27 protein-coding genes and 6 tRNA genes are annotated in these 25,275 nt (G+C 35.1%); 5 read left to right on the forward strand and 28 right to left on the reverse strand.

The features are described from left to right. Window positions 1–7 precede the first annotated feature (7 nt). From nusG to CHHT_RS06665, 17 genes are all read right to left on the reverse strand, one after another. A complete protein-coding gene (nusG, locus tag CHHT_RS06585; protein WP_172506208.1) occupies window positions 8–541 on the reverse strand; it encodes a transcription termination/antitermination protein NusG in 534 nt (177 codons plus the stop codon). 6 nt (window positions 542–547) lie between these two features. Beyond that, a complete protein-coding gene (gene secE, locus CHHT_RS06590) occupies window positions 548–727 on the reverse strand; it encodes a preprotein translocase subunit SecE (protein ID WP_034963302.1) in 180 nt (59 codons plus the stop codon). 13 nt (window positions 728–740) lie between these two features. Continuing rightward, a tRNA-Trp gene (locus CHHT_RS06595) sits at window positions 741–816 on the reverse strand. Between the two features lie 25 nt (window positions 817–841). Then, window positions 842–1,009, reverse strand: coding sequence for a 50S ribosomal protein L33 (rpmG, locus tag CHHT_RS06600; RefSeq protein WP_034963306.1), 168 nt, complete (start codon window positions 1,007–1,009; stop codon window positions 842–844). 47 nt (window positions 1,010–1,056) lie between these two features. Further along, window positions 1,057–2,256, reverse strand: coding sequence for an elongation factor Tu (gene tuf, locus CHHT_RS06605; RefSeq protein WP_059429682.1), 1,200 nt, complete (start codon window positions 2,254–2,256; stop codon window positions 1,057–1,059). Between the two features lie 78 nt (window positions 2,257–2,334). After that, window positions 2,335–2,409: transfer RNA gene (locus CHHT_RS06610), tRNA-Thr, on the reverse strand. Between the two features lie 136 nt (window positions 2,410–2,545). Next, window positions 2,546–2,622: transfer RNA gene (locus CHHT_RS06615), tRNA-Gly, on the reverse strand. Window positions 2,623–2,630: 8 nt separating this feature from the next. Beyond that, window positions 2,631–2,715: transfer RNA gene (locus CHHT_RS06620), tRNA-Tyr, on the reverse strand. Between the two features lie 55 nt (window positions 2,716–2,770). After that, window positions 2,771–2,846: transfer RNA gene (locus CHHT_RS06625), tRNA-Thr, on the reverse strand. Between the two features lie 204 nt (window positions 2,847–3,050). Continuing rightward, window positions 3,051–3,141: transfer RNA gene (locus CHHT_RS06630), tRNA-Ser, on the reverse strand. Between the two features lie 85 nt (window positions 3,142–3,226). Then, a complete protein-coding gene (pyrF, locus tag CHHT_RS06635) occupies window positions 3,227–3,925 on the reverse strand; it encodes an orotidine-5'-phosphate decarboxylase (RefSeq protein ID WP_034963307.1) in 699 nt (232 codons plus the stop codon). After that, window positions 3,925–4,320, reverse strand: coding sequence for a transcription antitermination factor NusB (nusB, locus tag CHHT_RS06640; protein ID WP_034963309.1), 396 nt, complete (start codon window positions 4,318–4,320; stop codon window positions 3,925–3,927). The genes pyrF and nusB overlap by 1 nt, the downstream gene beginning before the upstream one ends. Further along, the gene (ribH, locus tag CHHT_RS06645) at window positions 4,310–4,792 is read right to left on the reverse strand and encodes a 6,7-dimethyl-8-ribityllumazine synthase (protein WP_034963311.1); all 483 of its coding nucleotides are present in this window, start codon (window positions 4,790–4,792) and stop codon (window positions 4,310–4,312) included. The genes nusB and ribH overlap by 11 nt, the downstream gene beginning before the upstream one ends. A 10-nt stretch (window positions 4,793–4,802) precedes the next feature. Beyond that, complete coding sequence (locus tag CHHT_RS06650; RefSeq protein WP_051663780.1) at window positions 4,803–5,126, reverse strand: DMT family transporter; 324 nt, start codon at window positions 5,124–5,126, stop codon at window positions 4,803–4,805. Then, the gene (locus tag CHHT_RS06655) at window positions 5,123–5,446 is read right to left on the reverse strand and encodes a DMT family transporter (protein ID WP_034963313.1); all 324 of its coding nucleotides are present in this window, start codon (window positions 5,444–5,446) and stop codon (window positions 5,123–5,125) included. The genes CHHT_RS06650 and CHHT_RS06655 overlap by 4 nt, the downstream gene beginning before the upstream one ends. Beyond that, a complete protein-coding gene (gene kdsA / locus CHHT_RS06660) occupies window positions 5,446–6,243 on the reverse strand; it encodes a 3-deoxy-8-phosphooctulonate synthase (RefSeq protein ID WP_034963315.1) in 798 nt (265 codons plus the stop codon). Before kdsA ends, CHHT_RS06655 begins: the two co-directional genes overlap by 1 nt. Before the next feature lie 69 nt (window positions 6,244–6,312). Next, window positions 6,313–7,203, reverse strand: coding sequence for a DMT family transporter (locus tag CHHT_RS06665; RefSeq protein ID WP_064019826.1), 891 nt, complete (start codon window positions 7,201–7,203; stop codon window positions 6,313–6,315). 125 nt (window positions 7,204–7,328) lie between these two features. Between CHHT_RS06665 and der the strand changes: the two genes are divergently transcribed. Genes der through CHHT_RS06690 form a run of 5 tightly spaced genes read left to right on the forward strand, consistent with a single transcriptional unit; the run spans window position 7,329 to window position 13,811 of the window. Next, window positions 7,329–8,729: a ribosome biogenesis GTPase Der gene (gene der, locus CHHT_RS06670; RefSeq protein WP_034963318.1), complete on the forward strand. Its 1,401-nt coding sequence runs from the start codon at window positions 7,329–7,331 to the stop codon at window positions 8,727–8,729. Next, the gene (locus tag CHHT_RS06675) at window positions 8,716–9,240 is read left to right on the forward strand and encodes a shikimate kinase (RefSeq protein WP_034963320.1); all 525 of its coding nucleotides are present in this window, start codon (window positions 8,716–8,718) and stop codon (window positions 9,238–9,240) included. Before der ends, CHHT_RS06675 begins: the two co-directional genes overlap by 14 nt. 11 nt (window positions 9,241–9,251) lie before the next feature. Continuing rightward, window positions 9,252–10,223, forward strand: coding sequence for a tryptophan--tRNA ligase (trpS, locus tag CHHT_RS06680; RefSeq protein WP_034963322.1), 972 nt, complete (start codon window positions 9,252–9,254; stop codon window positions 10,221–10,223). Window positions 10,224–10,232: 9 nt separating this feature from the next. Continuing rightward, on the forward strand, window positions 10,233–11,477 hold the full coding sequence (serS, locus tag CHHT_RS06685) for a serine--tRNA ligase (protein WP_034963324.1): 1,245 nt from the start codon (window positions 10,233–10,235) through the stop codon (window positions 11,475–11,477). 9 nt (window positions 11,478–11,486) lie between these two features. Then, window positions 11,487–13,811: a tetratricopeptide repeat protein gene (locus CHHT_RS06690; protein ID WP_034963326.1), complete on the forward strand. Its 2,325-nt coding sequence runs from the start codon at window positions 11,487–11,489 to the stop codon at window positions 13,809–13,811. Here CHHT_RS06690 and CHHT_RS06695 read toward each other — a convergent pair whose 3' ends face one another. The 11 genes from CHHT_RS06695 to pglE form a co-directional block, all read right to left on the reverse strand. Continuing rightward, window positions 13,812–15,332, reverse strand: a complete 1,521-nt coding sequence (locus CHHT_RS06695) for a 2-isopropylmalate synthase (RefSeq protein WP_059430730.1) — start codon at window positions 15,330–15,332, stop codon at window positions 13,812–13,814. It abuts the gene before it with no gap. Between the two features lie 159 nt (window positions 15,333–15,491). Then, complete coding sequence (pssA, locus tag CHHT_RS06700) at window positions 15,492–16,229, reverse strand: CDP-diacylglycerol--serine O-phosphatidyltransferase (protein ID WP_034963328.1); 738 nt, start codon at window positions 16,227–16,229, stop codon at window positions 15,492–15,494. Beyond that, window positions 16,219–16,848, reverse strand: a complete 630-nt coding sequence (locus tag CHHT_RS06705; protein ID WP_034963330.1) for a phosphatidylserine decarboxylase — start codon at window positions 16,846–16,848, stop codon at window positions 16,219–16,221. The genes pssA and CHHT_RS06705 overlap by 11 nt, the downstream gene beginning before the upstream one ends. Before the next feature lie 2 nt (window positions 16,849–16,850). Then, window positions 16,851–18,788, reverse strand: coding sequence for an ATP-dependent zinc metalloprotease FtsH (gene ftsH, locus CHHT_RS06710; protein WP_034963332.1), 1,938 nt, complete (start codon window positions 18,786–18,788; stop codon window positions 16,851–16,853). A gap of 8 nt (window positions 18,789–18,796) precedes the next feature. Continuing rightward, a complete protein-coding gene (locus tag CHHT_RS06715; RefSeq protein WP_034963334.1) occupies window positions 18,797–19,606 on the reverse strand; it encodes a 50S ribosomal protein L11 methyltransferase in 810 nt (269 codons plus the stop codon). After that, window positions 19,607–19,972 carry a chemotaxis response regulator CheY gene (locus CHHT_RS06720; protein ID WP_034963335.1) on the reverse strand — a complete coding sequence of 122 codons (366 nt, stop codon included), beginning with the start codon at window positions 19,970–19,972 and terminating at the stop codon, window positions 19,607–19,609. A gap of 65 nt (window positions 19,973–20,037) precedes the next feature. After that, window positions 20,038–20,748 (reverse strand): 1-(5-phosphoribosyl)-5-[(5-phosphoribosylamino)methylideneamino]imidazole-4-carboxamide isomerase, encoded by a 711-nt coding sequence (gene hisA, locus CHHT_RS06725; protein WP_034963337.1) that lies wholly within the window; start codon window positions 20,746–20,748, stop codon window positions 20,038–20,040. After that, on the reverse strand, window positions 20,748–21,359 hold the full coding sequence (gene hisH, locus CHHT_RS06730; RefSeq protein WP_034963338.1) for an imidazole glycerol phosphate synthase subunit HisH: 612 nt from the start codon (window positions 21,357–21,359) through the stop codon (window positions 20,748–20,750). Before hisH ends, hisA begins: the two co-directional genes overlap by 1 nt. Then, the gene (locus tag CHHT_RS06735) at window positions 21,343–22,248 is read right to left on the reverse strand and encodes a PDC sensor domain-containing protein (protein ID WP_034963340.1); all 906 of its coding nucleotides are present in this window, start codon (window positions 22,246–22,248) and stop codon (window positions 21,343–21,345) included. Before CHHT_RS06735 ends, hisH begins: the two co-directional genes overlap by 17 nt. A gap of 1 nt (window position 22,249) precedes the next feature. Then, a complete protein-coding gene (gene pglF, locus CHHT_RS06740) occupies window positions 22,250–24,037 on the reverse strand; it encodes a UDP-N-acetylglucosamine 4,6-dehydratase (configuration-retaining) (RefSeq protein WP_083427831.1) in 1,788 nt (595 codons plus the stop codon). Further along, on the reverse strand, window positions 24,034–25,128 hold the full coding sequence (gene pglE, locus CHHT_RS06745) for a UDP-N-acetylbacillosamine transaminase (protein ID WP_034963342.1): 1,095 nt from the start codon (window positions 25,126–25,128) through the stop codon (window positions 24,034–24,036). Before pglE ends, pglF begins: the two co-directional genes overlap by 4 nt. Window positions 25,129–25,275 lie beyond the last annotated feature (147 nt).

A 25,275-nucleotide genomic window follows, 5' to 3' on the forward strand; every position in this document is an offset into this window, starting at 1 on the left:
CCTTAACTTATACTATCTTTTCAACTTGTGAATATAAAATCTCAACTGGTGTACTTCTACCAAATATAGAAACATTCAATCGAAGTTTACCGTGAACCATATCATACTCTTCTACCGTTCCGTTAAAATTAGCGAACGGACCTTCAGTAACACGAACAATCTCACCTGTTTCAAATGAAATCTTAGGTTTAGGAGCTGCTCTTTTATTGACCTTTTCTAATATAAGATCAATATCTTTATCGCTTAATGGGCTAGGTTTTTTTGACTCACCTATAAAGCGACTAACTTTTGGAAGAGACTGGATCTTGTGCCAAAGAGCCGTATCTAAGTCTAAATGAGCAAAAGCATAACCGGGATATAAACTTCTTTCGTTTATCTTTTGCTTTCCATTTTTGATTTCAATCACGTCTTCAGTAGGAACTATAACTTCAAGAAGCTGTTCTTCTATGCCATGATCTTTAACTAAAGTTTCTATAGCTCTCTTAACACTCATTTCGCTACCTGCATAGGTTTGGATAGCATACCATTTATGTGCCATCAGTTTTCCTTATACAAGTTTAGAAACAGTAAATGACATGATCAAATCAACCAAAGCTAAAAATAGAGAAACAATCGCTACAACAGCAAATACTGTTATAAAAGCATTTCTTATTTGCTCTTTGGTAGGAAAAATAACTTTGCCAATTTCTGCTCTTGATAATTTAAAATAACTTATAAATTTTTCCATATCTAACCTTTTTTGGCAGGGCAGGAGGGATTCGAACCCCCAACCATCGGATTTGGAATCCGGCGCTCTACCGTTGGAGCTACTGCCCTTTAATGGCATACAGAAAGTTATGCCTTATTTAAGCTTAACTTCTTTATGCTCTGTATGTTTTTTTAATCTTGGGCAATATTTTTTAAGCTCCAACTTTTCAGTTGTTTTTTTACTGTTTTTAGTAGTTGTGTAGTTCATATCACCACATTCAACACACTTTAAACCGATCTTAATTCTATTTGCACTTGCCATTATTTATTTCCTTATTTGGTTTAGTGCGGACTAGCCGCACTAAAAAATTAAGCTATTATCTTAGAAACAACACCTGAACCAACAGTTCTACCACCCTCACGGATAGCAAATCTTGTACCTTCTTCAAGTGCAACTGGGTTGATCAATTCAACAGTGATTTTTAAGTTATCACCAGGCATAACCATCTCAGTACCTTCTGGAAGAGTGATTGATCCAGTAACGTCTGTTGTTCTTACATAGAATTGTGGTCTATAGTTATTAAAGAATGGAGTATGTCTACCACCCTCTTCTTTAGTTAAGATATAAACTTCTCCCTCAAATTTAGTGTGAGGAGTGATTGATTTTGGTTTACAAAGAACCATACCTCTTTCAACGTCTTCTTTCTTTGTACCACGTAATAGAACACCAACGTTATCACCAGCCTCGCCTTGATCCATTTCTTTTCTAAACATCTCAACACCAGTAACTGTTGTAGTTTGTGTATCTCTAATACCTACAATCTCGATAGTATCGCCAACTTTAACGATACCTTTTTCAATTCTACCAGTAACAACTGTACCACGACCAGAAATTGAGAATACGTCTTCGATCGGCATCAAGAAATCTTTATCTGTAGCACGAACTGGAGTTGGTATATAGCTATCAACAGCAGCCATAAGATCCATGATCTTAGCTGACCATTCGCCATCTTTACCAGCTTTTGCTTCTTCAAGTGCTTGAAGAGCAGAACCGCTAACGATCGGAGTATCATCACCTGGGAAATCATATTCGTTTAATAACTCTCTGATTTCCATTTCAACTAGCTCTAAAAGTTCAGCATCATCAACCATATCAGCTTTGTTCATGAAAACAACTATATATGGAACACCAACTTGGCGAGATAGCAAGATATGCTCTCTAGTTTGTGGCATCGGACCATCAGCTGCAGAAACAACTAGTATAGCACCATCCATTTGAGCAGCACCGGTAATCATGTTTTTAACATAGTCGGCGTGTCCTGGGCAGTCAACGTGAGCATAGTGACGATTTTCTGTCTCATACTCAATGTGAGAAGTAGCAATTGTGATACCTCTCTCTTTTTCTTCTGGAGCGTTATCGATATTATCATAATCTTTAAGCTCAGCAAGACCTTTTCTTGAAAGAACAGCAGAAATAGCAGCTGTTAGAGTTGTTTTACCATGATCAACGTGACCAATAGTACCGATGTTTACGTGTGGCTTATTACGTGAAAATTTTTCTTTAGCCATTGTATCCTCCGTTATAAATTTTAACTTTTAACAAAATTTAAAGTTTGTATATTATGTATCTTTCTTATTTGATCATTATGGAGCTCATAGCGGGACTTGAACCCGCGACCTCTTCCTTACCAAGGAAGTGCTCTACCTCTGAGCCATATGAGCGTTTCTAGAAATAAGAAACATCGCGTGGCAAAGCAGAGTTTTACAAAAATAATACAAACACCAATAATCAACTAGAATAAACTGTATAATTTAAGAAATAGTAAATTAGAATACAGCTCCCAGTCGACATCCAAAATGGAGCGGGAAACGGGACTCGAACCCGCGACCCTCAGCTTGGAAGGCTGATGCTCTAGCCAACTGAGCTACTCCCGCAATAGCAATGGTGGTGAGACGTGGATTCGAACCACGGAAGACAAAGTCAGCAGATTTACAGTCTGCCCTCGTTGGCCGCTTGAGTATCTCACCTTAATAAAAATTGTTGATTGCTATAAAATATCTGGTCAAACACTGTTAAAATAAATGGAGCTGGTGAACGGAGTCGAACCGCCGACCTACTGCTTACAAGGCAGTTGCTCTACCAACTGAGCTACACCAGCACCCTTAACTTGTGAGCTGGAATTATATCTTATTTTTTAGGTTATGTCAAGAGATATTTTGTAAAAAATAAATTTAGTTTTAGCATATTTCATCAAAAGATCTAAACTATGCATAAACGCAATAAATTTAAATAAAAATAATTTAATTTTTTATAAAAGAAATTTTGAAAAAATATATGAATAATATGGAAGTTGAAATTTTAGTGGCGGACAGAGAGGGATTTGAACCCTCGAAGCCCGATTAAGACTTGCACCCTTAGCAGGGGTGTGGTTTCAGCCGCTCACCCATCTGTCCTTAAAAGTGAATTGAGATTATACTCTTTTGCCACTTAAATTATACTTAAATTTACGCAATTTATACATACTGCGATTATCGAGATTTAAAGTAAATTTATATCAGATATTTTAGTTAATATTTTTTGAGTGATTTCTCTAGGATCATTTGCTTCATATATAGGTCGTCCTACTACTATAAAATCAGATAAACTCTCTTTTGCCATATCTAAATTCGCGACTCTTTTTTGATCGTTAATAGCTTCTCCAAAAGGTCTTATACCAGGAGTTAAAGTCAAAAATTCCCTAGACGTAGCGTCTTTAATGAGCAGACTTTCATAGACCGAGCATACCATACCATCAAGCCCACATTCATAAGCGATCTTTGAGAAATTAACAACGCTATCTTTTATATTTGCACTATATATCTGCTTAAAAACGGCTTCATCAAAGCTAGTTAGTGCGGACACGGCTAAAACTATGGGTCTGTACTCAAGCTTAGCCAAACGGTCCATAACTGTATCCATAGCTATTTTACCGGCACTTGCGTGTAAATTTATCATATCAACGCCTATTTTTGATATCACTTCACAAGCATCGGCCATAGTATTTGGTATATCATAAATTTTAAGATCTAAAAATATCTTAAAATCACCAGTTTTTTTTATATCTTCTATAAATTTAGCACCATCTCTTAGATAGCTTCTAAGCCCGACTTTTAGCCAAACATCAAGCCCTTTTAGCTCATTTATTAGCTTTATACATTCATCATAACTAGCAAGATCAAGGGCAACGCAAAGTTTCATCATTTCACCTTGCTTATAGCATCTAAAACGCCGTTTATAAACCTGGTAGATGAGTCAGATCCTAGCTCATTTCCGAGCATGACTGCTTCATTGATGATGATAGCATCATCCGTGTTAGTAAATTTGATCTCATACGCACCAAGCCTTAGTATAGCTCGCTCTACGCTCCCTATCTCACCCAGCTTCCATTTTCCAAGATGGATATTTAGAGCTTCATCTATCAAGTCTAAGTTTTGTAAAACACCATTATAAAGCTCTAAAGTAAAATTCTTTTGATCGTTCCTTATTTTTTTTTCTTCTAAAAATTCTTCGGCAAACTCGTCCATCTCGCTGCCCATCTCATTTGCATAAAGTAAGCTCACGACGCTCTGTCTTACTTGATGTCTAGTTGCCATATGAAGCCTTTATATTTTTATATAAATTTAGTAGTTCAACTACTCCAGTCATCGCTTCAAAGCCTTTATTTCCAGCTTTGCTACCTGCTCTTTGAATTGCTTGTTCGATGTTATCTACAGTTAAAACACCAAAAGTTACTGGTTTACCATACTTTAAAGTTACACTTGCTATACCTTTTGTAGTTTCAGCACTTACGTAGTCAAAATGTGGCGTACTTCCTCTTATCACAGCTCCAACACAGCAAACCGCGTCCCATTTTCCGCTACTTAAAACTTTTTCTAACGCCATAGGTATCTCAAATGCACCAGGAACCAAGATAAGATCTAAGTTTTCTTCTTTTCCGCCGTGTCTTAAAAAGGCGTCTTTTGCACCTTCTACTAGCCTATCTGTGATTATGTGGTTAAATCTTGCATTTATGATAGCGACTTTTTCGTTGCCTTTTAAACTCAAATTTCCTTCTATTATATTCATTTTTTTCTCCTTATATTATCTTTAACATTATAACACTAAAAATTATCAAAAATAGATAAAATAGCTTTTTCAAACCTAACTTTTCTTTATTTATCAAAACACCAACCCCAACAGCGCCTATAGCTCCTATACCCGTCCAAATAGCGTAGCTCACAGACATTGCTAAGCTTTGCATAGCAAACCTAAGCAGACTAAGAGAGCAGGTAAAAGTAATGACTATAAATAAGAAATTTATTATTTTTTTGATACCGCTAGAATGCCCATATTTATTTAAAAAAACAACACCTAAAACTTCAAATCCGCCGGCTAAAATAAGAGCTAAAAAATGTATCAATTTTTTACACCTTTGATCCCTAAAACTCCGACTAAAAGTGTAGCTATGAAAAATAGCCTTAAATAATCAACGCTATTTCTATTAAAATAATCAGTCAAAATTTCAGCACTTACTATAAATAAAGTTCCAAAACCTATAAATAAAGTATAAGCAACACTTGCCAAAAGATACTTAAACGCACTCATAAATGAGAAAAAACTCACACAGATAAAGCAGATAGTTATAAGATACTCCAAATTTGAATCCGCATGTTTTAGCCCATAAGCCCATCCACATTCAAAAATCGCACCTAATAAAACAAAAAATAGACCTTTGTTCATTAAGACACAATTTCCCTGATACGTTTTATCTCTTCTATGTTTTTTTCTAACGCTTCAAGAGTAAGCATATTGGCTCCATCGCAAAGCGCTTCACAAGGATTTATGTGAGTTTCATAGAAAAATCCCTCTACCCCAACAGCTGCCGCAGCTCTTGCTAAGTACGGCACAAATCTACTATCTCCTCCGCTAGTAGCGCCATTTGCACTAGGCATTTGTACGCTATGAGTTGCATCAAAAATCACAGGAGCGAATTCTTTCATAACGACTAAACTTCTCATATCTACGACCAAATTTCCATAGCCAAACGTACTTCCTCTCTCACAAAGATATACTCCGTTTTGCTTTGCGATATCATGACCAAACCCACTGACTCCCCTTGTCTCAAGCACTTTTTTAACGCTATGTTTCATAGCATCTGGAGCTAAAAATTGACCTTTTTTGATATTTACCATAGCTTTTGTCTTTGCAGCGGCTACTAAAAGATCTGTTTGGCGACACAAAAAAGCTGGAATTTGCAAAGCATCTGCGACCTCAGCAGTTGGCGCTGCTTGATAGCTTTCGTGGATATCTGTTAAAATCTTAAATCCAAATTCCTTTTTAACCTCACCAAGTATCTTTAGCCCTTCTTCAAGCCCAGGTCCTCTAAAACTACTTATGCTAGTACGATTTGCCTTATCAAAACTAGATTTAAAATAAAAATCTATCCAGCCCATTTCATTAAATTTAGCCAACTTTTGAGCAACTTTAAAAACCAAATCCCTACTTTCGATGACACAAGGTCCTGCTATTAAAACCATATTTATTCCTAAATTTTACGCACTAATTTTTGCACGATTGTAGCTAAAAAGCACTAAATATTTGCTTACTCATTTTTCTGAGGCTATCAAAATTCCGCTTATGATGATCAGGCTTATACCACATAGTGCAGCCATATTTGGAAGCGAATCTCCAAGCATCAACCCAAAAAGTAAGCTAAATAAAACATCACTATAACTCACCGCTGCGACTACTCCAGCTTTTTTACTAGCTGCGTATGCTTTTGTTAGATAAATTTGAAACCACGCCCCGCAAATTCCCATAAATAAAATATAAATTAATCCAGTAAAATTCGGTATAATAAATTTAGCAAATATAAAATCCAAATTTTTAAACTCAAAAAACTCACCTAAAACCATACATAAAAGTGGTATAAGTGTTCCGAAGGTCATAAATGAAAGCACGATTATTCTAGTGTCATAAAACTTTCTAAGTTCCCTTATACTGGTATATGCAAGCGCCGCTCCAATGCCACTGAGCAATCCAACAAGATCATTTTTAGTCAAACCTAAATTTGGTTGAACTATAAAAATAATACCAAAAAAACCTATAAATATCGCTATCCAGCCTTTAAAGCTTAACTTTTCTTTAAATATCACTAAGGCAATAAGAGCCGTAAATATCGGAGCTGTTTTTTGGAACGTAAAAGCCGTCGCCAAATTTATCTGAGCTACGTTGTAAAAAAAAGCAAGTAATCCAAGCGTACCGATAATACCGCGAAAGATTAGCACAAAAGGTCTTCCGCCTTTTTGATGAAGCGGCTTTTTACTAAGCGCAAAAAGTATCAGAACAAAACCGATGATATTTCTAAAAAATACAACTTCGATAGAGCTCATATCACTGCTCAAAAGTTTAGCAAATGCTCCAGTTGCTGCAAATAGCACTGAAGCGATAAGCATATAATAGATCCCCAAATGCCGCATTAAAAATTGCCTATACACATAATCTCCACTTAAATAATTTTAAATTTAGTTTAAATTTAATTTTTAATTTTAACACGACAAGCCATAATATTTTATAAATTTAGCTATTTTTGGATATAATTGACCGTTTTTAAAGGAAATATATGAAGAAAGTTATACTAATCGGCAGACCGAATGTCGGAAAAAGTTCACTATTTAATCGTTTAGCTAAACAAAGAATAGCCATAACAAGCGACATTAGCGGTACGACAAGAGATACGAATAAGACTGAAATTTTTATTGATGATAAAAGTTGCATTTTGATAGACAGCGGCGGACTTGATGATAGTAACGAGATATTTAAAAATGTAAAGATCAAAACACTTAGCGAAGCGGCAAACGCCGATATCATCGTATTTATGGTAGATGGTAAAATGCTACCTGATGAGCAAGATAAAAAGATATTTTACGAGCTTTTAAATTTAAAAAAACCGACCGCGCTCGTCGTAAATAAAGTCGATAGCAAAAAAGACGAAGAGAGAAGCTGGGAATTTAACGAGTTTGGTTCAAAAGAAGTATTTGGCCTATCTGTAAGCCACAACATAGGCACAGACGAGCTTTGCTCATGGATATACAAGCTTTTGCCAGAAACAACTATAAAAGCAGATATGAGCGATGATTTTGACGAATTTTTAGAAGGCTTTGACGAAAAAGGTGAGATAGATATAGAAAAACCGAGTGTTGATTATGAAACAAAAAACATAAAAGTAGGAATAATCGGCAGAGTAAATGTCGGTAAATCAAGCCTTCTAAACGCTCTTGTAAAAGAAGATCGTTCAGTCGTAAGTAAGATTGCTGGAACCACGATAGATCCAGTCAATGAAAGCTATGTCTATGAAGATAGAGTTTTTGAGTTTGTAGATACAGCAGGCATTAGAAAACGCGGAAAAATAGAAGGTATAGAAAGATTTGCACTAAATAGAACAGAAAAAATCTTAGAAGAATCAGACATAGCATTACTAGTTCTTGACGCAAGTGAGCCACTTACAGAACTAGATGAGAGGATAGCAGGACTGGGAGCTAAGTTTGAGCTAGGACTTATCATAGTTTTAAACAAATGGGACAAAGAGCACGGTGATTTTGATAAAGTCGTTTTTGAGCTAAGAGATAAATTTAAATTCCTAGCTTACGCTCCTATCATTAGCGTTAGCGCACTTGGCGGAAAAAGAGTTCATAAACTATATCCACTCATTCTTGAAGTTTATAAAAACTATACTCAAAAAATCAAAACTTCAAGGCTAAATGAAGTCATCGAAGAAGCAGTTCGTACTCATCCAGTACCACGTGATCACGGTAAAATAGTTAAAATCTACTACGGCGCTCAGTTTGGATTTGCTCCTCCAAAGATCGCTTTAGTGATGAATAAACCAAGATCTCTCCATTTTAGTTACAAAAGATATCTTTTAAATAAACTAAGAGAAAATTTCGAATTAAACGGAACTCCGGTGATTTTAATACCTAAAAATCGTAGCCAAAAAGAGAGCGCAGAAAATGAAAATAGATAAGAATATAGTTTTGATAGGATTTATGGGAGTCGGAAAAGGCACTATAGCAAGGGCTTTAAGCAAAAAAATAGGAGTTTTTGCTATAGACGGTGATGATATGATAGAAAGCTATGCAAATAAAAAAATAAAAAAAATTTTTGAAGATGATGGTGAAGAAGCATTTAGAAAGATAGAAAAAGATTTAGCTAAATTCTTAGAAAACGAAGTCAAGGGAGCCATCATATCTACTGGCGGCGGTTTTTACAAAGTAAAAAATTTAAATAAAATAGGAACCGTTATATACTTAAAATCAAGCTTTGATAAGATAATAGATAGATTACAAAACTCAAGCAATAGTGAGAAAAAATTTGCTAAACGACCGCTTTTATCAAATTTACAAAAGGCAAAAGAGCTTCATGGACTTAGAGATAAAGAATATGAAAAAAAGGCAAATTTTGTGATAAACGTAGAAGATAAATCTGCAGATAAAATCGCGAAAGAAATCATCAAAATATTAAATTTAAAGAGATAAAAGGATAACAGTTGAGAACTTTAACAGGACTTCAACCTTCAGGAAAGCTACATTTAGGAAATTATTTTGCCAGCATAAAACCTATGGTCGATACTCAAAACTTGGGCAATGACGATATGTTTATGTTTATCGCGAACTATCACGCTATGACTTCAGTAAATGAAGCAAAAAAGCTAAAAGACAGCACTTTTGAAGCTGCGTGTGCATTTTTAGCACTTGGCATAGATCCGAACAAATCAACATTTTGGGTTCAAAGCGACGTCAAAGACGTGCTTGAGCTTTACTGGATACTAAGCCAGCTAACTCCTATGGGTCTAGTCGAGCGTGCTCATGCCTATAAAGACAAAGTCGCAAAAGGATTTGAAGCTCATCACGGACTTTTTAGCTATCCTGTTTTGATGGCCGCAGACATCTTACTTTTTAACTCAAACATAGTTCCAGTAGGAAAAGATCAAATTCAACACGTCGAGATAGCACGTGATTTGGCTATCAAATTTAACAATGCACACGGAGATATATTTACTCTTCCTGAAGCTGGAGTCCAGCAAAATGTAGCTACTGTTCCAGGTATTGACGGAGCTAAAATGAGTAAAAGCTATGGAAATACGATAGATATTTTCAGCGATGCAAAAACTCTAAAAAAACAGTGTAGCTCTATAGTGACAGACTCAACCCCATTAGAAGCTCCAAAACAGTGGAAAAACTGCAATATTTTTAACATAGCAAAACTATTTTTAAATTCCAAAGAGCAAGAAGAACTTGCGGCTAGATACGAAAAAGGCGGTGAGGGTTACGGGCATTTTAAAATGTATCTAAATGAGCTTGTTTGGAACTATTTTGCTGAGGCTAGAGAAAAATTTGAATACTACATAAATCATAAAGATGAAGTTTATGATATTCTTGATACTGGAGCAAAAAAAGCTAAAAACGTAGCGTCCCAGACGATGCAAAAAGTAAGAGACGCCGTGGGAATTTATAGATAAAGGAAAATTATGATAAATTTAAAACTGATAGAGACGAATTTCGATGAATTTAACGCTAAATTAAAAGCGAAAAAAGTTGATGAGGGCGTTTTAAAAAATTTACTTGATACATACAATGAACTAAAAATCAAAAAACAAGAGCTAGAAAATCTTCAAGCCGTGCAAAACGCAAAATCAAAAGAAGTAGGCATACTAACTAGAAGCGGCACGGACACAACGCTACTAAAAACTGAGCTTGAAGAAAACAAGAGACTTATGCAGACCGCTTCAAATTTAGTAAGCGAGCTTGAAACTAAGCTAGACATGGTGGCTAGTAGAGTACCTAACGTGATAGATGATGACGTACCACTAGGAAAAGACGAAGACGATAACGTCTGCATAAAAACCGTGCTTGAGCCTAGAGAGTTCAGTTTTACCCCAAAAGAGCATTTTGAGCTTGGAGAAAATCTCGGCTGGTTGGATTTCGCAACAGGAGCAAAGCTCTCAGGCAGTCGCTTTACCGTGCTTAGAAGCGATGGAGCTAGACTTAGTAGAGCTTTAGTAAATTTTATGATAGATTTCAATACTGCTAGAGGTTTTGAGCTAGTAAATGTACCATTTTTGGTAAGTTCAAACACGCTTTATGGCACAGGACAATTACCTAAATTTGAAGAAGATCTGTATAAGATAAGAGATGAAGATCTATACCTTATCCCTACAAGTGAAGTTCCAGTCACGAACATCTATAACAATGAGATAATTCCAGCTGAAAATTTACCTATAAAAATGACTTGTTACTCAGCGTGTTTTAGACAAGAAGCAGGAAGCGCTGGACGAGATACTAGAGGAATGATACGTCAGCATCAGTTTGAAAAAGTAGAACTTGTAAGCATAAGCAAACCAGAAGATAGTGCGAAAATACTTGATGAAATGGTAAGCTGCGCTTCTGATATGTTAAAAGAGCTGGGGCTTCCTCATCGTCATATGATGCTTTGTAGCGGCGATCTTGGATTTGGCGCGGCAAAAACTATAGATCTTGAAGTTTGGCTTCCAGGACAAGGAAAATACAGAGAGATAAGCTCTATCTCAAATACCAGAGATTTTCAAGCCAGACGAGCGAAAATCAGATACAAAGACGGTAAAAAAAATGCTTTAGTTCATACTCTAAATGGATCAAGTTTAGCAGTCGGTAGAACTCTTATAGCGATTATGGAAAATTACCAAAACAGCGACGGCTCTATAAATATCCCAGAAGTTCTTAAAAAATATATGTAAGGATAAGCTTTGGCAGATGAGCAAAAAGAAGAAGTAGTTATCTTAGAAAAAGATGACGAAAACAGCATCGTTCCACTCGAGGAACTTGAAACAAAAGAAGAACCGGTAGTTGAACAGAAGGTTCAAAATAAAAAAAATAATTTTTTGATGTTTGGGCTAATTGGCGGCGGAGCGTTCATTCTTTTTCTTATCTTGATCTTGGTTTTATTGTTTAAAAATAACGGATCAAGTGATAAAACGCCAAAATTAGAACCTCCAAAAACCGTCAAGCAAATAGAGATAAAAACATTTAGCCCATCAAAAATCGACGATATGCTAAAAAAGGCAAATAAACTATACGAAAGCGGAAATAAATTTGAAGCGCTTAAAATTTATGAAAACGTAGCTATTTACAACGAAGCCTTATCGAACTATAACCTTGGTGTTTCGCAAATGAATCAATATAAATTTAAAGACGCTTTAGAATCGTTCAAAAAAGCTATAACAAATCAAGAAAATACATCAGTAAGCGCACTAAATGCAGCTGTTTGTGCATTAGAATTAAACGAAATTCAGCTTTTTAAATATTATATAGATATAGCAAATGCATTTTTAGCAGGCGAGTCGGACTCCAGCCTTTATGCTTATTATAATGCTATCATAAACTACTACAAAGGCTACTATATCGAAGCTCTAAACATACTTGAGAACGCGCCTACAAACAAATATTATGAAAATCAAAAAAACTACCTAAGAGCAAAAATACTCAGCTACTTATATCTTGATAGTGATTCTATAAAAGCGCTAAATAAAGTAGATTCATATGACGTAAATTTGCCCCTTGGACTTTTAGAGGCTAGGAGTGGTAATTACGAAATCGCTAAAAAGTACTTAAACAAAGCCTTGGTAGATGAAAAAAATGCGAATTTAACGAAACTTGCTATAGCACTTATAAATTTAAAAACTGGGGAATTTGCGCAAGCAGGAATGGCTCTAAAGGATATAAATGAAAAAAACGAAACTTTTGCATCATCAAAATACCCTATAAAAGCTGCGTTAAATCCGGAACTTTTCGACTTAAATATCGCTCAAAACAGTTTTGATCTAGAAACATTTTTTAGTATAAATAATATTTATGAAATGCTATTTTACTTTGCACCATACAAAGTTTTTGATGCTAAACAAACTATGGATTACATAAGAAAAGGTGGCATAAGTCTGTTTTTAGATGAAAATAACGAAGCCGATGAGTATCTAAAAGCAAGCAGAACTCTATCTAAAGCAAATTTAAATCTTTCAAAAGCTATAGCAGTAGCGCTGGATTACAACTTAAGAGAAGCAAATTCACAGCTTTTGAATATCACGAAGTTATATACAAACCACTCTATACTTCACTATAATCTAGCTCTTACTTACGCACAACTTGGAAATTTCTCAGAAAGCTACAAACACTTTATCACGAGCTATCACTTAGATCCAAAAAATCATCTAAGCGGAGTTTTTGCTATCGTAACTTCTACTATGATAAATAAAGAAAATAAAAAACTTATAGCAGAAGTCATAGAAAATTTAGACCAAGACGGCGCTGTCGAAGATAGAGATATGTACCACGCTATCATCCAACTGACGCTAGGAAATAAAGGTGCTTTGCTAAACTGGTTAGAAAACGATAAAAGTAAAAATGTGCTAAATATAGCTTTTGGTAGCATTGCTAGGTATTTGATAGGAAAAAATGATACGAGCGATAAAAAAACGGAGCAATTAAAAACTATGCTACCAAATGACATTTTGGTAAATATTCTTAATTTTACATCTAAATTTGATAAAAACAATATCAAAGAATACGCAAAAGATATCCAGTATAACTTTTTTAATAACAAACTGAACAAAGAGTCGCTTTATGGCGGTGCCAACATAATCCGTGTAAGCTTTACGAAGCTTTTACAAATTTCTGGACTATTGAATGTGCAAAGAGATCGTATAAAAAAAGATCTAGAACTTACGAACGATAATCATCAAAATATTATGCAGACATTAGCATATTTAGATCTTTTTACAAACAATTATGAAGAAGCTTATACGATCTATAATGATCTTATCGATAACTATAATATGCGAGATTCAAATTCCTTATTTCTAGCAAGTGTAGCTAGTATAGGTGCAAATCACCCAGAAAGTGCTATAGGCTATCTAAGACTTTCAAAGATCATAGACCCTACTTCAAAAGAGAGTATATTTGCACTAGGTCTTTTGTATCAAGAAGTAGGAAATATAGATGCCGCTATCACTCAATACATAAGTTTGGGTGATAGCGATTTTAAAAGTGAATTTTTTACGTTCAATTTAGTAGATTGATCATCTATTTTTCATAGATAGATAGCTATTTAAGGCGCTTACATAAGCTTTGGCGCTAGCCATCATAGTATCGATATCAAGTCCATGACCGATCGTAGCGTTATTTGAGTCTTCAAATACAACTTTTACAGTTATTTTTGCAAGCGCGTCTTTACCTTGAGAAACCGCATTTACTTTGTAGTCTTTTAGCTCGCCATTGATATTGCTTATCCTATCAATCACTTTAAATATCGCATCAGCAGTTCCATTTCCAAGAGCTGCGTCACTTATGATTTCATCATTAAATTTAATACTAACTGCAGCACTAGCGTGACCTTTATTGCAAGAGCTTGTACTTAGCTTTTCTACCTCGTAAATTTGTGGTATTTTTATGATCTCGTTGCTAACAAGCGCCCTTATATCATCATCAAATATATCTTTTTTCTTATCGCATAGATCTTTGAATTTGATAAAAGCTTCATTTAATTCACTATCATCAAGATCAAAACCTAAATTTATAAGTTTATCTTTAAATGCGTGTCGTCCACTATGTTTACCCAAAACCAAACTATTTTTCTCAGCTCCGATATCTTCTGCTCTTATGATCTCGTAAGTAGAGGCACATTTTAAAACTCCGTCTTGATGGATCCCGCTCTCATGCGCAAATGCATTTTTACCTACGATCGCTTTATTTGGTTGCGGCTCGATACCAGTTATGCTAGCGACCAATCTACTAGTAGCATAGATCTCTTTTGCTACAATATCTGTGTAAAGAGGTGCAAACTCGTCATTTCTAGTTTTTAAAGTCATAACTATCTCTTCAAGGGCAGCATTTCCAGCTCTTTCTCCAAGTCCGTTTATAGTACATTCAACCTGTCTTGCTCCAGCTTTTATACTAGCTAAAGTATTTGCTACTGCAAGCCCCAAATCATTATGATTATGCACGGATATAATGGCTTTATCACCTATAAATTTAACCATTTCTTCTATCATTTTAGCTATCTCATAAGGCATTCTAAAGCCTACTGTATCTGGTAAATTTAATGTTGTTGCTCCGGCTTCTACGACTGCTGCGCAAATTTCTTTTAAAAACACTATATCGCTTCTTCCAGCGTCTTCACAGCTAAACTCAACGTCATCTACAAAAGTTTTTGCGTATTTTACTGACTCAACGGCTCTTTTAATAACTTCTTCAGGAGCCATTTTTAGCTTATGTTCCATATGGATAGAACTTGTAGCTATAAAAGTGTGGATACGCCTATTTTTTGCCGGCGCTATAGCGTCTGCAGCCGCTTTGATATCTTTTTCCAAAGCTCTTGCAAGACTAGCTATACGAATATTATTTATCTGTTTTGCGATCTGATTTATAGCATCAAAATCGCCTGCACTAGCAGCAGCAAAACCAGCTTCCATAACATCTACACCTAAGCGCTCAAGCTGCAATGCTATTTGGATCTTTTCTTCCGTATTCATAGAAGCACCTGGGCTTTGCTCGCCATCTCTTAAAGTAGTATCAAATACTATTATTTTATTTTTATCCATTTTATTTATCCTAATTTTTGTAAATTTAGCTGTAGCTAAACGTATAAAGATCTGAAATCACCTAATTTATTTTGTATGTTTGAGTATAAAAAGATTATTTTTGCAGCAGATTAAGGAGAGAGAGTTTATAGATGAATATATAGATTTTACGTGTTGCCGTCATTTGTTCTCCTTATTTGTCAATTTAATATTTTTAGCGAAAAACCTCGCCCAAATAGAGCGTATTATACCATAAATTGTATAAATAGTCATAAGAGTTGTCGCGCTTTCTAACGGATATAGATAAAGAAGCGAAAATAAAATCACAAGAACCGCAAGCGCTTTTATATAATTTGCTCTTTTAAAATCTACTTTTTTAAAGCTAGGATAACGTACGTTTGAGACCATAAGTATAGAAAGCCCACCCATTATTATCACAAAAATCCATTCAAAACCATGCATAAACTCATAGTTAGTGTATATACCAACCCAAAATGCACTAACGATAGCTGCACTTGGTATAGGAAGTCCTATAAATACGTTTGGCTCATAAGTTCCAGTCATCACGTTAAATCTAGCCAAACGTATAGCGCCAAATACGACAAATACTGCCGCTAAAAGAGATCCAAAACGTCCAAATAGATGTCCTACGCTAAAGTAAAATAGCATAGCTGGAGCCACACCAAAAGCCACCAAATCTGCCAAACTATCAAACTCTACACCAAATTTAGAAGTAGTTTTTGTAAGCCTAGCTACGCGTCCATCAAGACCATCTAAGATAAGAGATAAAACTATATAAATTATAGCTTTACCGTATTCACCTTTTACGGAAGCCAAAACACTTATAATACCTAAAAATGCGCTAGCGGCTGTAAATAAATTCGGCAAAATATAAATAAGTTTTGGCTTATTTTCCATTATCTTCTCCTAAAAAACCTATCAAATCGCAAGCCTTGATTTTGTCTCCAGTAGATATTTTTAAAGTCGTATCTACTGGCAACAATACACTAACTTTTCCATCCACTATAAAGCCGATCCTAGCTCCTGCTTTTAGCTCTTTTGCATTTTTATAATGGATCTTTCTACTTATAACGCCTGAGCATATTTTTATAACTATTTTTTTATTTATAAAACTACATATATAAGCAACTCTGTTACTAAGTAAATTTTTTGCATCACTGCTACTAAATAAATTTAGTCCATTTTTCTTTTTGATCTCATCTATTTTCAAATTTGCCACAGATCTTAAAACGCCACAATCACATAAATGATTTCTTATAGACACTTCTAAATACTCATCTCCGGCATAGATAGTTCTTTTTATAGATATGATCTTACCATCAACTGGTGAAAATATCGCTTTATCATCGCTGACTTCAACCATGCGCTCTGGATTTCTATATATAAATATAGAAGCCAAAAAAAGCAAGCCAAAAAAATATTCATAAATTTCAAATAAGAGCGATAAAAGAAATAACGCCCCAAATATAGATATAGAAAGATACCCATACCTGTTTATCACTCTTAAATTATCCATTTTTATTCCTTCTCTTTTGCTTCTTGAATGTCGATATTAGCATCTTCGTTATTTACAAGACGAGTCGGTATGTTGTTTTCTAACTCATAATCCTTGATTATCTCTCTTACTTTGCTACCTTCTATAGTCTCTTCTTCATATAAAGCTTCAACCATTTTTTCTATAGCTCCTTTATAAAGCTCTAGCGTCGCTACAACTGCTTTAAATCTTTCTTCTAAAAATCCCTTTACATACTCATCTAGTTTATGAGCCATATCATCACTATAATCTTTTAAAGTTTGTCCACCGTTTAAAAATACGTTTCTTTGTTTTTCAAGTACCATAAGTCCTGCAACATCAGTCATTCCATACATAGAAACCATGGCTTTTATGATATCCGTTGCCCTCTCAAGATCATTGCTGGCTCCTGTACTTATCTCTTTTATGAATACATGCTCTGCTGCGCGTCCCCCTAAAAGAACATCTACTTTTGCAATAAGCTCATGTTTTTGCATCAAGAATTTATTTTCTTCAGGAGCATTTAAAGTATATCCAAGAGCAGCTATTCCTCTTGGGATAACTGAAACCTTAGTAACTTTATCCGCGCCTTTCGTAGTTTCAGCGATAAGAGCGTGTCCGCACTCGTGATAAGTGACTATCTTTTTCTCTTTTGGATTTATACGGCGAGATTTTTTCTCAAGTCCCGCGATAGCTCTTTCTACGGCCTCTACTAAATCTTGTTGTTCAATAAATTTTTTACTAGCACGTCCTGCCAAAAGTGCTGCTTCATTTATAATATTTGCGAGATCTGCCCCAGCAAGTCCTGCAGTCAAACGACCTATGTCATCCATATTTACGTTTTTTGCGAGTTTAACTTCTTTGCTATGGACTTTTAATATATCAACACGACCTTTAAAATCAGGCTTATCAACCAAAACTTGTCTATCAAAACGACCTGGACGAAGAAGAGCAGCGTCTAAAACCTCAGGCCTATTTGTCGCAGCAAGGACGATAACAGGACTCTTGTCGCTATCAAATCCATCCATTTCGGCTAATAGTTGATTTAATGTTTGCTCTCTTTCATCGTTACCGCCCATCATAGCACCAGCTGCCCTGCTTTTTCCTATAGCGTCTATCTCATCTATAAATACTATAGCAGGAGCTTCTTTTTTAGCATTTTCAAAAAGATCTCTAACTCTACTAGCTCCAACTCCTACAAACATCTCTATAAAGCTTGAACCAGAAACTGAAAAAAACGGAACGTCCGCTTCACCAGCAACGGCTTTTGCAAGTAGGGTTTTACCAGTTCCTGGAGGTCCTACTAAAAGTACTCCTTTAGGAATTTTGGCACCTAAGCTTATATATCTATCTGGATTTTTTAAGAAATCAACTATTTCTTTTACCTCTTCTTTGGCTTCTTCTACCCCAGCTACATCATTGAATTTAACTTTTGGTCTCTCGCTATTTACAAGCTTTTTGCTACTGCCCATTCCAAGTATGCCACCACCCATATTTTTTTGCATTCTACTAGCAAGAAACATCCAAATTCCAAAAAATATAAATACAGGAATAACCCATGAAAATAGCATATCACTAAACCAGTTTGTTTCGCTATAAGCTCCATAACTTACTCCTTCGCTTTCAAGTAAAGGTACTAAAGTCTGATCGTTATTAACCTTTTTTACTATATAAGTCGTTCCACCACCTTCAGCTCTTATAGTAGTCTGTCCTATAGATACGTTTGAAATTTGTTTTGATTTTATGAGTTGTTTTAACTCAGAGTAAGATACTGCTTTTGAATTTGTAGTTCCACCAAATTCATTCATACCTTCTGGCGTGAAACTTCTAAATACAAGCACTATAATTATAGCAAAAGCGGCAAAAACTATAATAGGATTTTTATTAAAAAAATTTCCGTTGTTATTATTATTTTGCCCATTTTTGTTGTCATTATTTTCCATTTTTTTCCTTATTTTTTAAATATAAAACTTTCCCACTCATTTAGAGTGATGTTTTCAACAAGTTCTAGATCTCCAAAATTTTTTAGAATTCTCTCTTTGTATTTTGTTAAGATACCTGAAATAATTAAATATCCGTTATCATTTATACTATTTTTTAGATCTTTTACTAAAAGCAAGATAACATCAGCTATGATATTTGCTACTACTACGTCATATTTCTTATGAGTTGCCATGACTGAACCAGTCCAGATATCGTTAAACTCAATTTTATTTTTTATGCCATTTTCTTTACTGCTAAGAACAGCTAGCTCATCAGTATCACAAGCATCTACTTTAAGCCCTAATTTTGCTAAAGATATACTAAGTATGCCACTTCCACATCCAACATCTAAAGCAGTTTTGTGTGTATTTGAGTTTATGTATTTACTTATAAAATTCAGACAAGAACTCGTGCTTTCGTGATGACCAGAGCCAAATGCTAAAGCAGGATCTATAATGATATCGATAAGTCCGTTTTTACTAGCTTCCCAGCTAGGTCTTATGTAAAATTTACCGGCGAGTACTGGTTTTATACCTTTTTTATACTCATTTATCCAGTCGATATTATCTTTTACTTCTATAGAAGTTTTTATCTGGGTATTTGTTCGTTTAGCAAACTCTTCAAGTCCCCATTTTATGTTATCTAATTCATCTTCATCGCGGATGATAAAACCTTCATTTATCTCTTCAATGCAAGTTATCCCAAGCTCAAACGCAAAATCTTTTAAGATATCCGCATTTGGGCTTTGAATTTTTAATTCAAAAAATTTTTCTTTCATTTAGTTAAGAACGTCTTCTAGTTTTTCTTTTAGAACTTGTGGGGTAAATGGTTTTACTATATAGTTATTCACACCTGCTTTTAATGCAGTTATAACTTCTGCTTTTCCGCCTTCGGTAGTGACCATTATGATAGGCATATCTTCATATTTCTTTTCTGCTCTCACTTTTTTTACAAGCTCTAGTCCATTCATCTCAGGCATATTCCAGTCGGTTATCAAAACGCTTATGTCTGGATTTTGTTCTAATAAACCCCATGCCTCAAGACCATGTTCGGCTTCTAAGATATCTTTATGTCCAAGCCTTTGAAGGGTATTTTTTATAATTCTTCTCATAGTAGAGCTATCATCAACAACTAATAACTTCACTAAATATCCTTTTCTTAAATTTGGTGTATTCTATCAGAATTTAGTTTTAAAAAAACTTATTATACTTATAAAATAACTCTAAAAGCGTCCTTTAGAGAGATTTTACCCTCATAATACGCCTTGCCGACGATAACTCCGGCGATATTGCCGTTTTTTTGAAGATTTACTATATCCTCTATAGAGCTAACTCCGCCGCTAGCTATGGTAGGTAGCTTACTAGTCTCAGCTATAGACGAGCTAAACTCTACATTTACGCCACCTAGCATTCCGTCTTTGCTTATATCAGTAGCTATGATAGCCTCCACTCCAGCATCCGCGTATAGCTTTGCTAAATCAGTCGCTTTGATCTGGCTGACTTCAGCCCAGCCCTCAACTGCTACAAATCCGTTCATTGCATCTATACCTACTACAAGCCTATATTTTTTAGCCATTTCTTTTACAAACTCAGGATTTTTTAACGCAACAGAGCCTAAAATCACACGGCTAACACCTAAATTTTTATACATTTTTATACGATCTTCATTTCTTATACCGCCGCCGACTTCTACTTGTAGATTTGTTTTTGAAAGTATAGCTTCTATAGTTTTTAAATTTACGCTTTCTCCTGCAAATGCACCGTCTAGATCAACTATATGAAGCCATTTTGCACCTGCATCCTCAAAAGCACACGCCAACTCCCAAGGCTTATCAGAGTAAATTTTTGCGCTGTCCATAAGACCTTTTGTTAGCCTAACCGCCTTTGCTTCTTTTAGATCGATAGCAGGTATGATTTCCATTATAACTCCACAAAATTTTTTATAATTTTAAGCCCATTTTCATGAGATTTTTCAGGATGAGGCTGAAAGCCAAATACATTATCTTTACAGACCGCACTTACGAATTTATATCCGTATTTTGTAGTGGCTAACACAAACTCGTCATCGCAAATAGCATGATATGAATGCACAAAATACAAATACGCGCTATTTGCTAATCCTCTGTTTATATTGGTATCTTTGATAAACTCACAACTATTCCAACCGATATGGGGAATTTTAAGCGGTCTGTCGAATTTAGTTTCATCAAATTTAACAACGCTTCCTGGTATCACGCCTAGTCCGCTATGCTGCCCAAACTCAAATCCTTTTTCAAAAAGAAGTTGCATACCAAGGCAAATTCCCAAAAACGGTTTTTTAGCCTTTATAAAATCAATAATGGCTAAATTTAGATCATTTACTCTAAGTTTATCCATAGCGTCGCCAAAAGCTCCGACTCCAGGAAGTACGAGCTTATCATATAAATTTAAGTTTTCTCCAGCTTTTACCAGCTTTGCACTAGTTCCTACAAACTCAAAAGCATTTATAACGCTTCTTATATTGCCGGCTCCATAATCAATAATCCCTATCAACTTTACCTCTTTTTAATGACAAAATATAAATGCTAAGCGATATCATCAAAATAGCGACTCCACCGATCAAATATATAGCATATATGATCCCGCTAGGATTTGTAATGGCAAACTTAAACACAAGCATCAAAGACTCTATGGCAAGAGCTATGATTATGCTGCCGATAAACCGTACCATTGTTTTACTAGCGCCATTATTGTCGTGATTTGACTTACCGAGCACCTCAGCTTCAAATATCGCTTTTACAAGATCAAATATAGCAAGAGCGAGCGTTAAAACTATAGTTGATTCAAACACTTCGCTTATATTTATGTTGTCTAGCCCTTTTAAAACAAAACTTTTAACACCTTGTATAAAAAGAACGATAGCAACTACGAAAAGCGCTAATGAGAACATAGAATACACGAATTTAGTAAATTTACCAAAAATGCTATCTACTGAGCTTGGATGAACAAGTTTTAATATATCAGTAAGACTGATATCCATACAAGCTATATATTTTAGTTCGTCTTTATCATCATAAACAGGCATAGAAGCAGTCACGCAAAGTCCATTAGTAAGACTTGAAGGATACGGATCAGTTAGTACGCAACGCTTTTCTCTAACGGCTCTGTAATAATAAGCCTTATTGCTTCTATTGCTATCCTTGCCTATCATATTTTTGGTATCTAAACTGACGTTGTTTTCGACTTGGATACCGTTTTTATCAAGTATATAAAAAGCTTCAAAGCATTCGATTTCGTGCGCAATCTTATCAAAGCCTTCGTTTATCAAATTTACGCTGACGCCAGGTAGGTTATTTGGTATATTTCTATCAAAAAGATAACACAAATAAGCTCTTGCTTTGTACCTTATATCGCTAAATTCTTGAATTTCTTTTATAAGCATTTTAATCCTTATTGAGTGCGTGCTTAAACTCAGGAACTATCTCTTTTAGTCCCGCTTCTACAAGTGTTTCGTCTTCTAAGCTTACAAGTTTTTGTATTTGAGAATTTAGTAAATTTAGATCATATTCTTCGGATTTTGTTACAAAAATACTCTCAAATTTAGTCGCAACGTCGCTCTCGTCTATAAGTAGCTCTTCATAAAGCTTTTCTCCTGGGCGAAGTCCGACAAACTTAATGCCAAGCTCCTCTTTACCGCTTAATTTTAACATTCTTGCTGCAAGATCTGCTATTTTAACTGGCTCACCCATATTTAAAACAAAAAGTTCACCGCCTTCTGCGATGCTAGCTGCTTGAAGTACAAGCTGACAGGCTTCGCTAACTAGCATAAAGTATCTTGTGATATCTGGATGAGTTACGCTTAATGGTTCATTTGCTGCTATTTGGGCTTTAAATTTAGGTATAACACTACCGCTACTACCTAAAACATTACCGAAGCGCACGGCTACGATCTCAGTTTTACCACTTTCATTTGAGTTTAAAGCGTACAGCTCACAAACTCTTTTTGTAGTTCCCATTATGTTTGTAGGTCGCACAGCCTTATCCGTAGAGATGAGCACTACTCTTTTTGCTCCGTATTTCTTAGAAAGATCGATAACATTTTTCGTGCCTAAGATATTGTTTTGAACTGCACTTATCGGATTAAACTCACAAAGCGGAACATGTTTATACGCGGCTGCATGTATAACTATATCTGGTTTAAATTTGGCAAATATCTCTTCAAACTCTTTTAAATGCATTATATTTAGCATTACGAGTCTATTTCTAGGATCGCTTTTTGTAGCTTCATTTATCTGATATAAGTTATACTCACTGTGTTCAACCATTATGAGTTGACTGGCGCCGAATTTCAAGCACTGTTTGCAAATTTCGCTACCGATAGTTCCACCAGCTCCTGTTACCATAACAATCTTGCCGCCGATAAACTGTTCTACTACTTTACTATCTAAGTCTTTTGGCTTTCTAGCAAGCAGATCTTCGATACTAATGTCCGTGATCCCGCTTTTTTTATCATCTAGCAAAGCAAATATCTTTATATCTTTAAAACCGAGTTCATCAAGTTCGTCATATAGCTCTTTTAGTTCGTTTGGAAGCAGCTTAAGAGCTATGATAGCAGTTTTTACTCCATCTTCTATATAGTGTTTTAACTCTGACTTATCACCTACTAAAAAGCCATCGCAATATGTTCCTACGACATCGCTTCTTCCATCTACAATACCTACTGGATAGTAGCTCTCATAGCCACTTTTTAGCCCTTTTAAAACTTGTAAAGTTTTACTCGTGCTTCCTATGATAACACAAGGCTCCCCAGAGCGTGACTTTTTAAAATCCAAAAATATTCGCTTAAGTATGCGAAGACTGCCTACCATTAGAGCAGAGATAGTAGCATCTATAATGATAACGCTTCTTGGAAAAGGATTAAAAAAATCTTCAAAAAGAACAAATATTATAAAAAACAAAATTGCCGAAATAAAAGCCACAAAAAATATCTTTCTAGCTTCGTTTAGCCCAAAAAATCTCCACGGAACTTTATATATCCTAAAAAGCCACATCAAAAATAGTTTTGAGCTTACTAAAACCACCCCGCTATATATCATACCCGGTTCAAATATTTCTGGAATTTCTCCACTAAATCTAAGCAAAAAAGCAAAATATATACTAAGAGTAAATATAATAGCATCAGAGATCAGAAAAAACAGGGTTCTACGGTTTTTTGTAGCTCTTATTATCACAATACTGACCTTACGATATTAGCTACTCTTTCTACGCAATCATCACTCATGTCAGATCCACTTGGCAAGCAAATTCCACGTCCAAAATAGTCCTCGCTCGTACCATCAGTTATGCATAGAGCGTCTTTAAACATAGGTTGCATATGCATAGGTTTCCACAGAGGTCTGCTTTCTATATCATTTTCATTTAGCGCTTCTATGACTTTTAAATGCCTGTTTTTCTCTTTGAAAAGTAGAGTCGTAAGCCAACGATTTCCTTTTGAATTTGCAACTTCTGGCATAAACTCACATTGATCGCCTAGCAAATTTTTATAAATTTCAAAAATTTCTCTTCTTCTTTCTACTCTTTTAGATAAAACTTCCATTTGTCCAACTCCTATAGCACCTAAAACATTACTTAATCTATAGTTATATCCGTAGTCTAAATGCTCATAATGAATAAGGGGTTCTCTTGCTTGAGTACTGTAATATCTAGCTTTTTCTACTAGTTTTTCATCATTTGATACTAGCATTCCACCACCACTTGTAGTAATGATCTTGTTGCCATTAAAGCTATAAACTCCGATATCGCCAAGTGTTCCTACAGCCTTATCTTCATAAAATGCGCCAAGAGCTTCTGCAGCGTCCTCTATAACTTTTATATTTTCATTTTTACAAATTTCAAGGATCTCTTTCATCTTTGCTGCTTGTCCGTATAAGTGAGTCACGATGACAGCTTTTGGCTTTTTTGGAGATTTTTTTATAGCCGATTTAAGAAGCTCAGGGCTGATATTCCAACTCTCATCACTATCGATAAAAACTGGGGTACATCTTTCATACATTATAGGATTTATGCTTGCTGCAAAAGTAAATGACGAGCCTAAAACGACATCGCCGTCTTTTATACCTAGTACTCTAAGGCTTAGATGAAGTCCGGCTGTGGCTGAATTTAGTGCTAAAGCTGACTTTGTTTTCGTATAATTTTTAATACTTTCTTCAAATTTATTTACATACTCTCCAAGCGGAGCTATATAATTACTCTCAAATACTTTTTTAACATACTTCTCTTCATTACCGCCCATAAACGGAGGGCTCAAAAAAACACGTGCCATAACGCATCCTTAAAATAATTTTTGGGTATTTTATCAAAGCTTGTATAAACCGAAGTTAAAAATATAAAATTTCACGAAATATTTGGTAAAGCTTTTATTTTTTGCAAGGTATTACCACAAATACTTCTTTAAAATAAATTAGGTTAT

The sequence above is a fragment of the Campylobacter hyointestinalis subsp. hyointestinalis genome, assembly GCF_013372145.1.
Taxonomy (GTDB): Bacteria; Campylobacterota; Campylobacteria; order Campylobacterales; family Campylobacteraceae; genus Campylobacter; species Campylobacter hyointestinalis.

Coding starts and splice junctions, on each gene's coding strand:
- der (WP_034963318.1), top strand. CDS start 7,329: ATGAAGAAAGTTATACTAATCGGCAGACCGAATGTCGGAAAAAGTTCA.
- pyrF (WP_034963307.1), bottom strand. CDS start 3,925: ATGAAACTTTGCGTTGCCCTTGATCTTGCTAGTTATGATGAATGTATA.
- ribH (WP_034963311.1), bottom strand. CDS start 4,792: ATGAATATAATAGAAGGAAATTTGAGTTTAAAAGGCAACGAAAAAGTC.
- CHHT_RS06705 (WP_034963330.1), bottom strand. CDS start 16,848: ATGGATAATTTAAGAGTGATAAACAGGTATGGGTATCTTTCTATATCT.
- secE (WP_034963302.1), bottom strand. CDS start 727: ATGGAAAAATTTATAAGTTATTTTAAATTATCAAGAGCAGAAATTGGC.
- pglE (WP_034963342.1), bottom strand. CDS start 25,128: ATGGCACGTGTTTTTTTGAGCCCTCCGTTTATGGGCGGTAATGAAGAG.
- pssA (WP_034963328.1), bottom strand. CDS start 16,229: ATGGAAAATAAGCCAAAACTTATTTATATTTTGCCGAATTTATTTACA.
- CHHT_RS06715 (WP_034963334.1), bottom strand. CDS start 19,606: ATGAAAGAAAAATTTTTTGAATTAAAAATTCAAAGCCCAAATGCGGAT.
- hisA (WP_034963337.1), bottom strand. CDS start 20,748: ATGGAAATCATACCTGCTATCGATCTAAAAGAAGCAAAGGCGGTTAGG.
- ftsH (WP_034963332.1), bottom strand. CDS start 18,788: ATGGAAAATAATGACAACAAAAATGGGCAAAATAATAATAACAACGGA.
- CHHT_RS06675 (WP_034963320.1), top strand. CDS start 8,716: ATGAAAATAGATAAGAATATAGTTTTGATAGGATTTATGGGAGTCGGA.
- rpmG (WP_034963306.1), bottom strand. CDS start 1,009: ATGGCAAGTGCAAATAGAATTAAGATCGGTTTAAAGTGTGTTGAATGT.
- kdsA (WP_034963315.1), bottom strand. CDS start 6,243: ATGGTTTTAATAGCAGGACCTTGTGTCATCGAAAGTAGGGATTTGGTT.
- CHHT_RS06695 (WP_059430730.1), bottom strand. CDS start 15,332: ATGGATAAAAATAAAATAATAGTATTTGATACTACTTTAAGAGATGGC.
- nusB (WP_034963309.1), bottom strand. CDS start 4,320: ATGGCAACTAGACATCAAGTAAGACAGAGCGTCGTGAGCTTACTTTAT.
- tuf (WP_059429682.1), bottom strand. CDS start 2,256: ATGGCTAAAGAAAAATTTTCACGTAATAAGCCACACGTAAACATCGGT.
- CHHT_RS06655 (WP_034963313.1), bottom strand. CDS start 5,446: ATGAACAAAGGTCTATTTTTTGTTTTATTAGGTGCGATTTTTGAATGT.
- CHHT_RS06735 (WP_034963340.1), bottom strand. CDS start 22,248: ATGCTTATAAAAGAAATTCAAGAATTTAGCGATATAAGGTACAAAGCA.
- serS (WP_034963324.1), top strand. CDS start 10,233: ATGATAAATTTAAAACTGATAGAGACGAATTTCGATGAATTTAACGCT.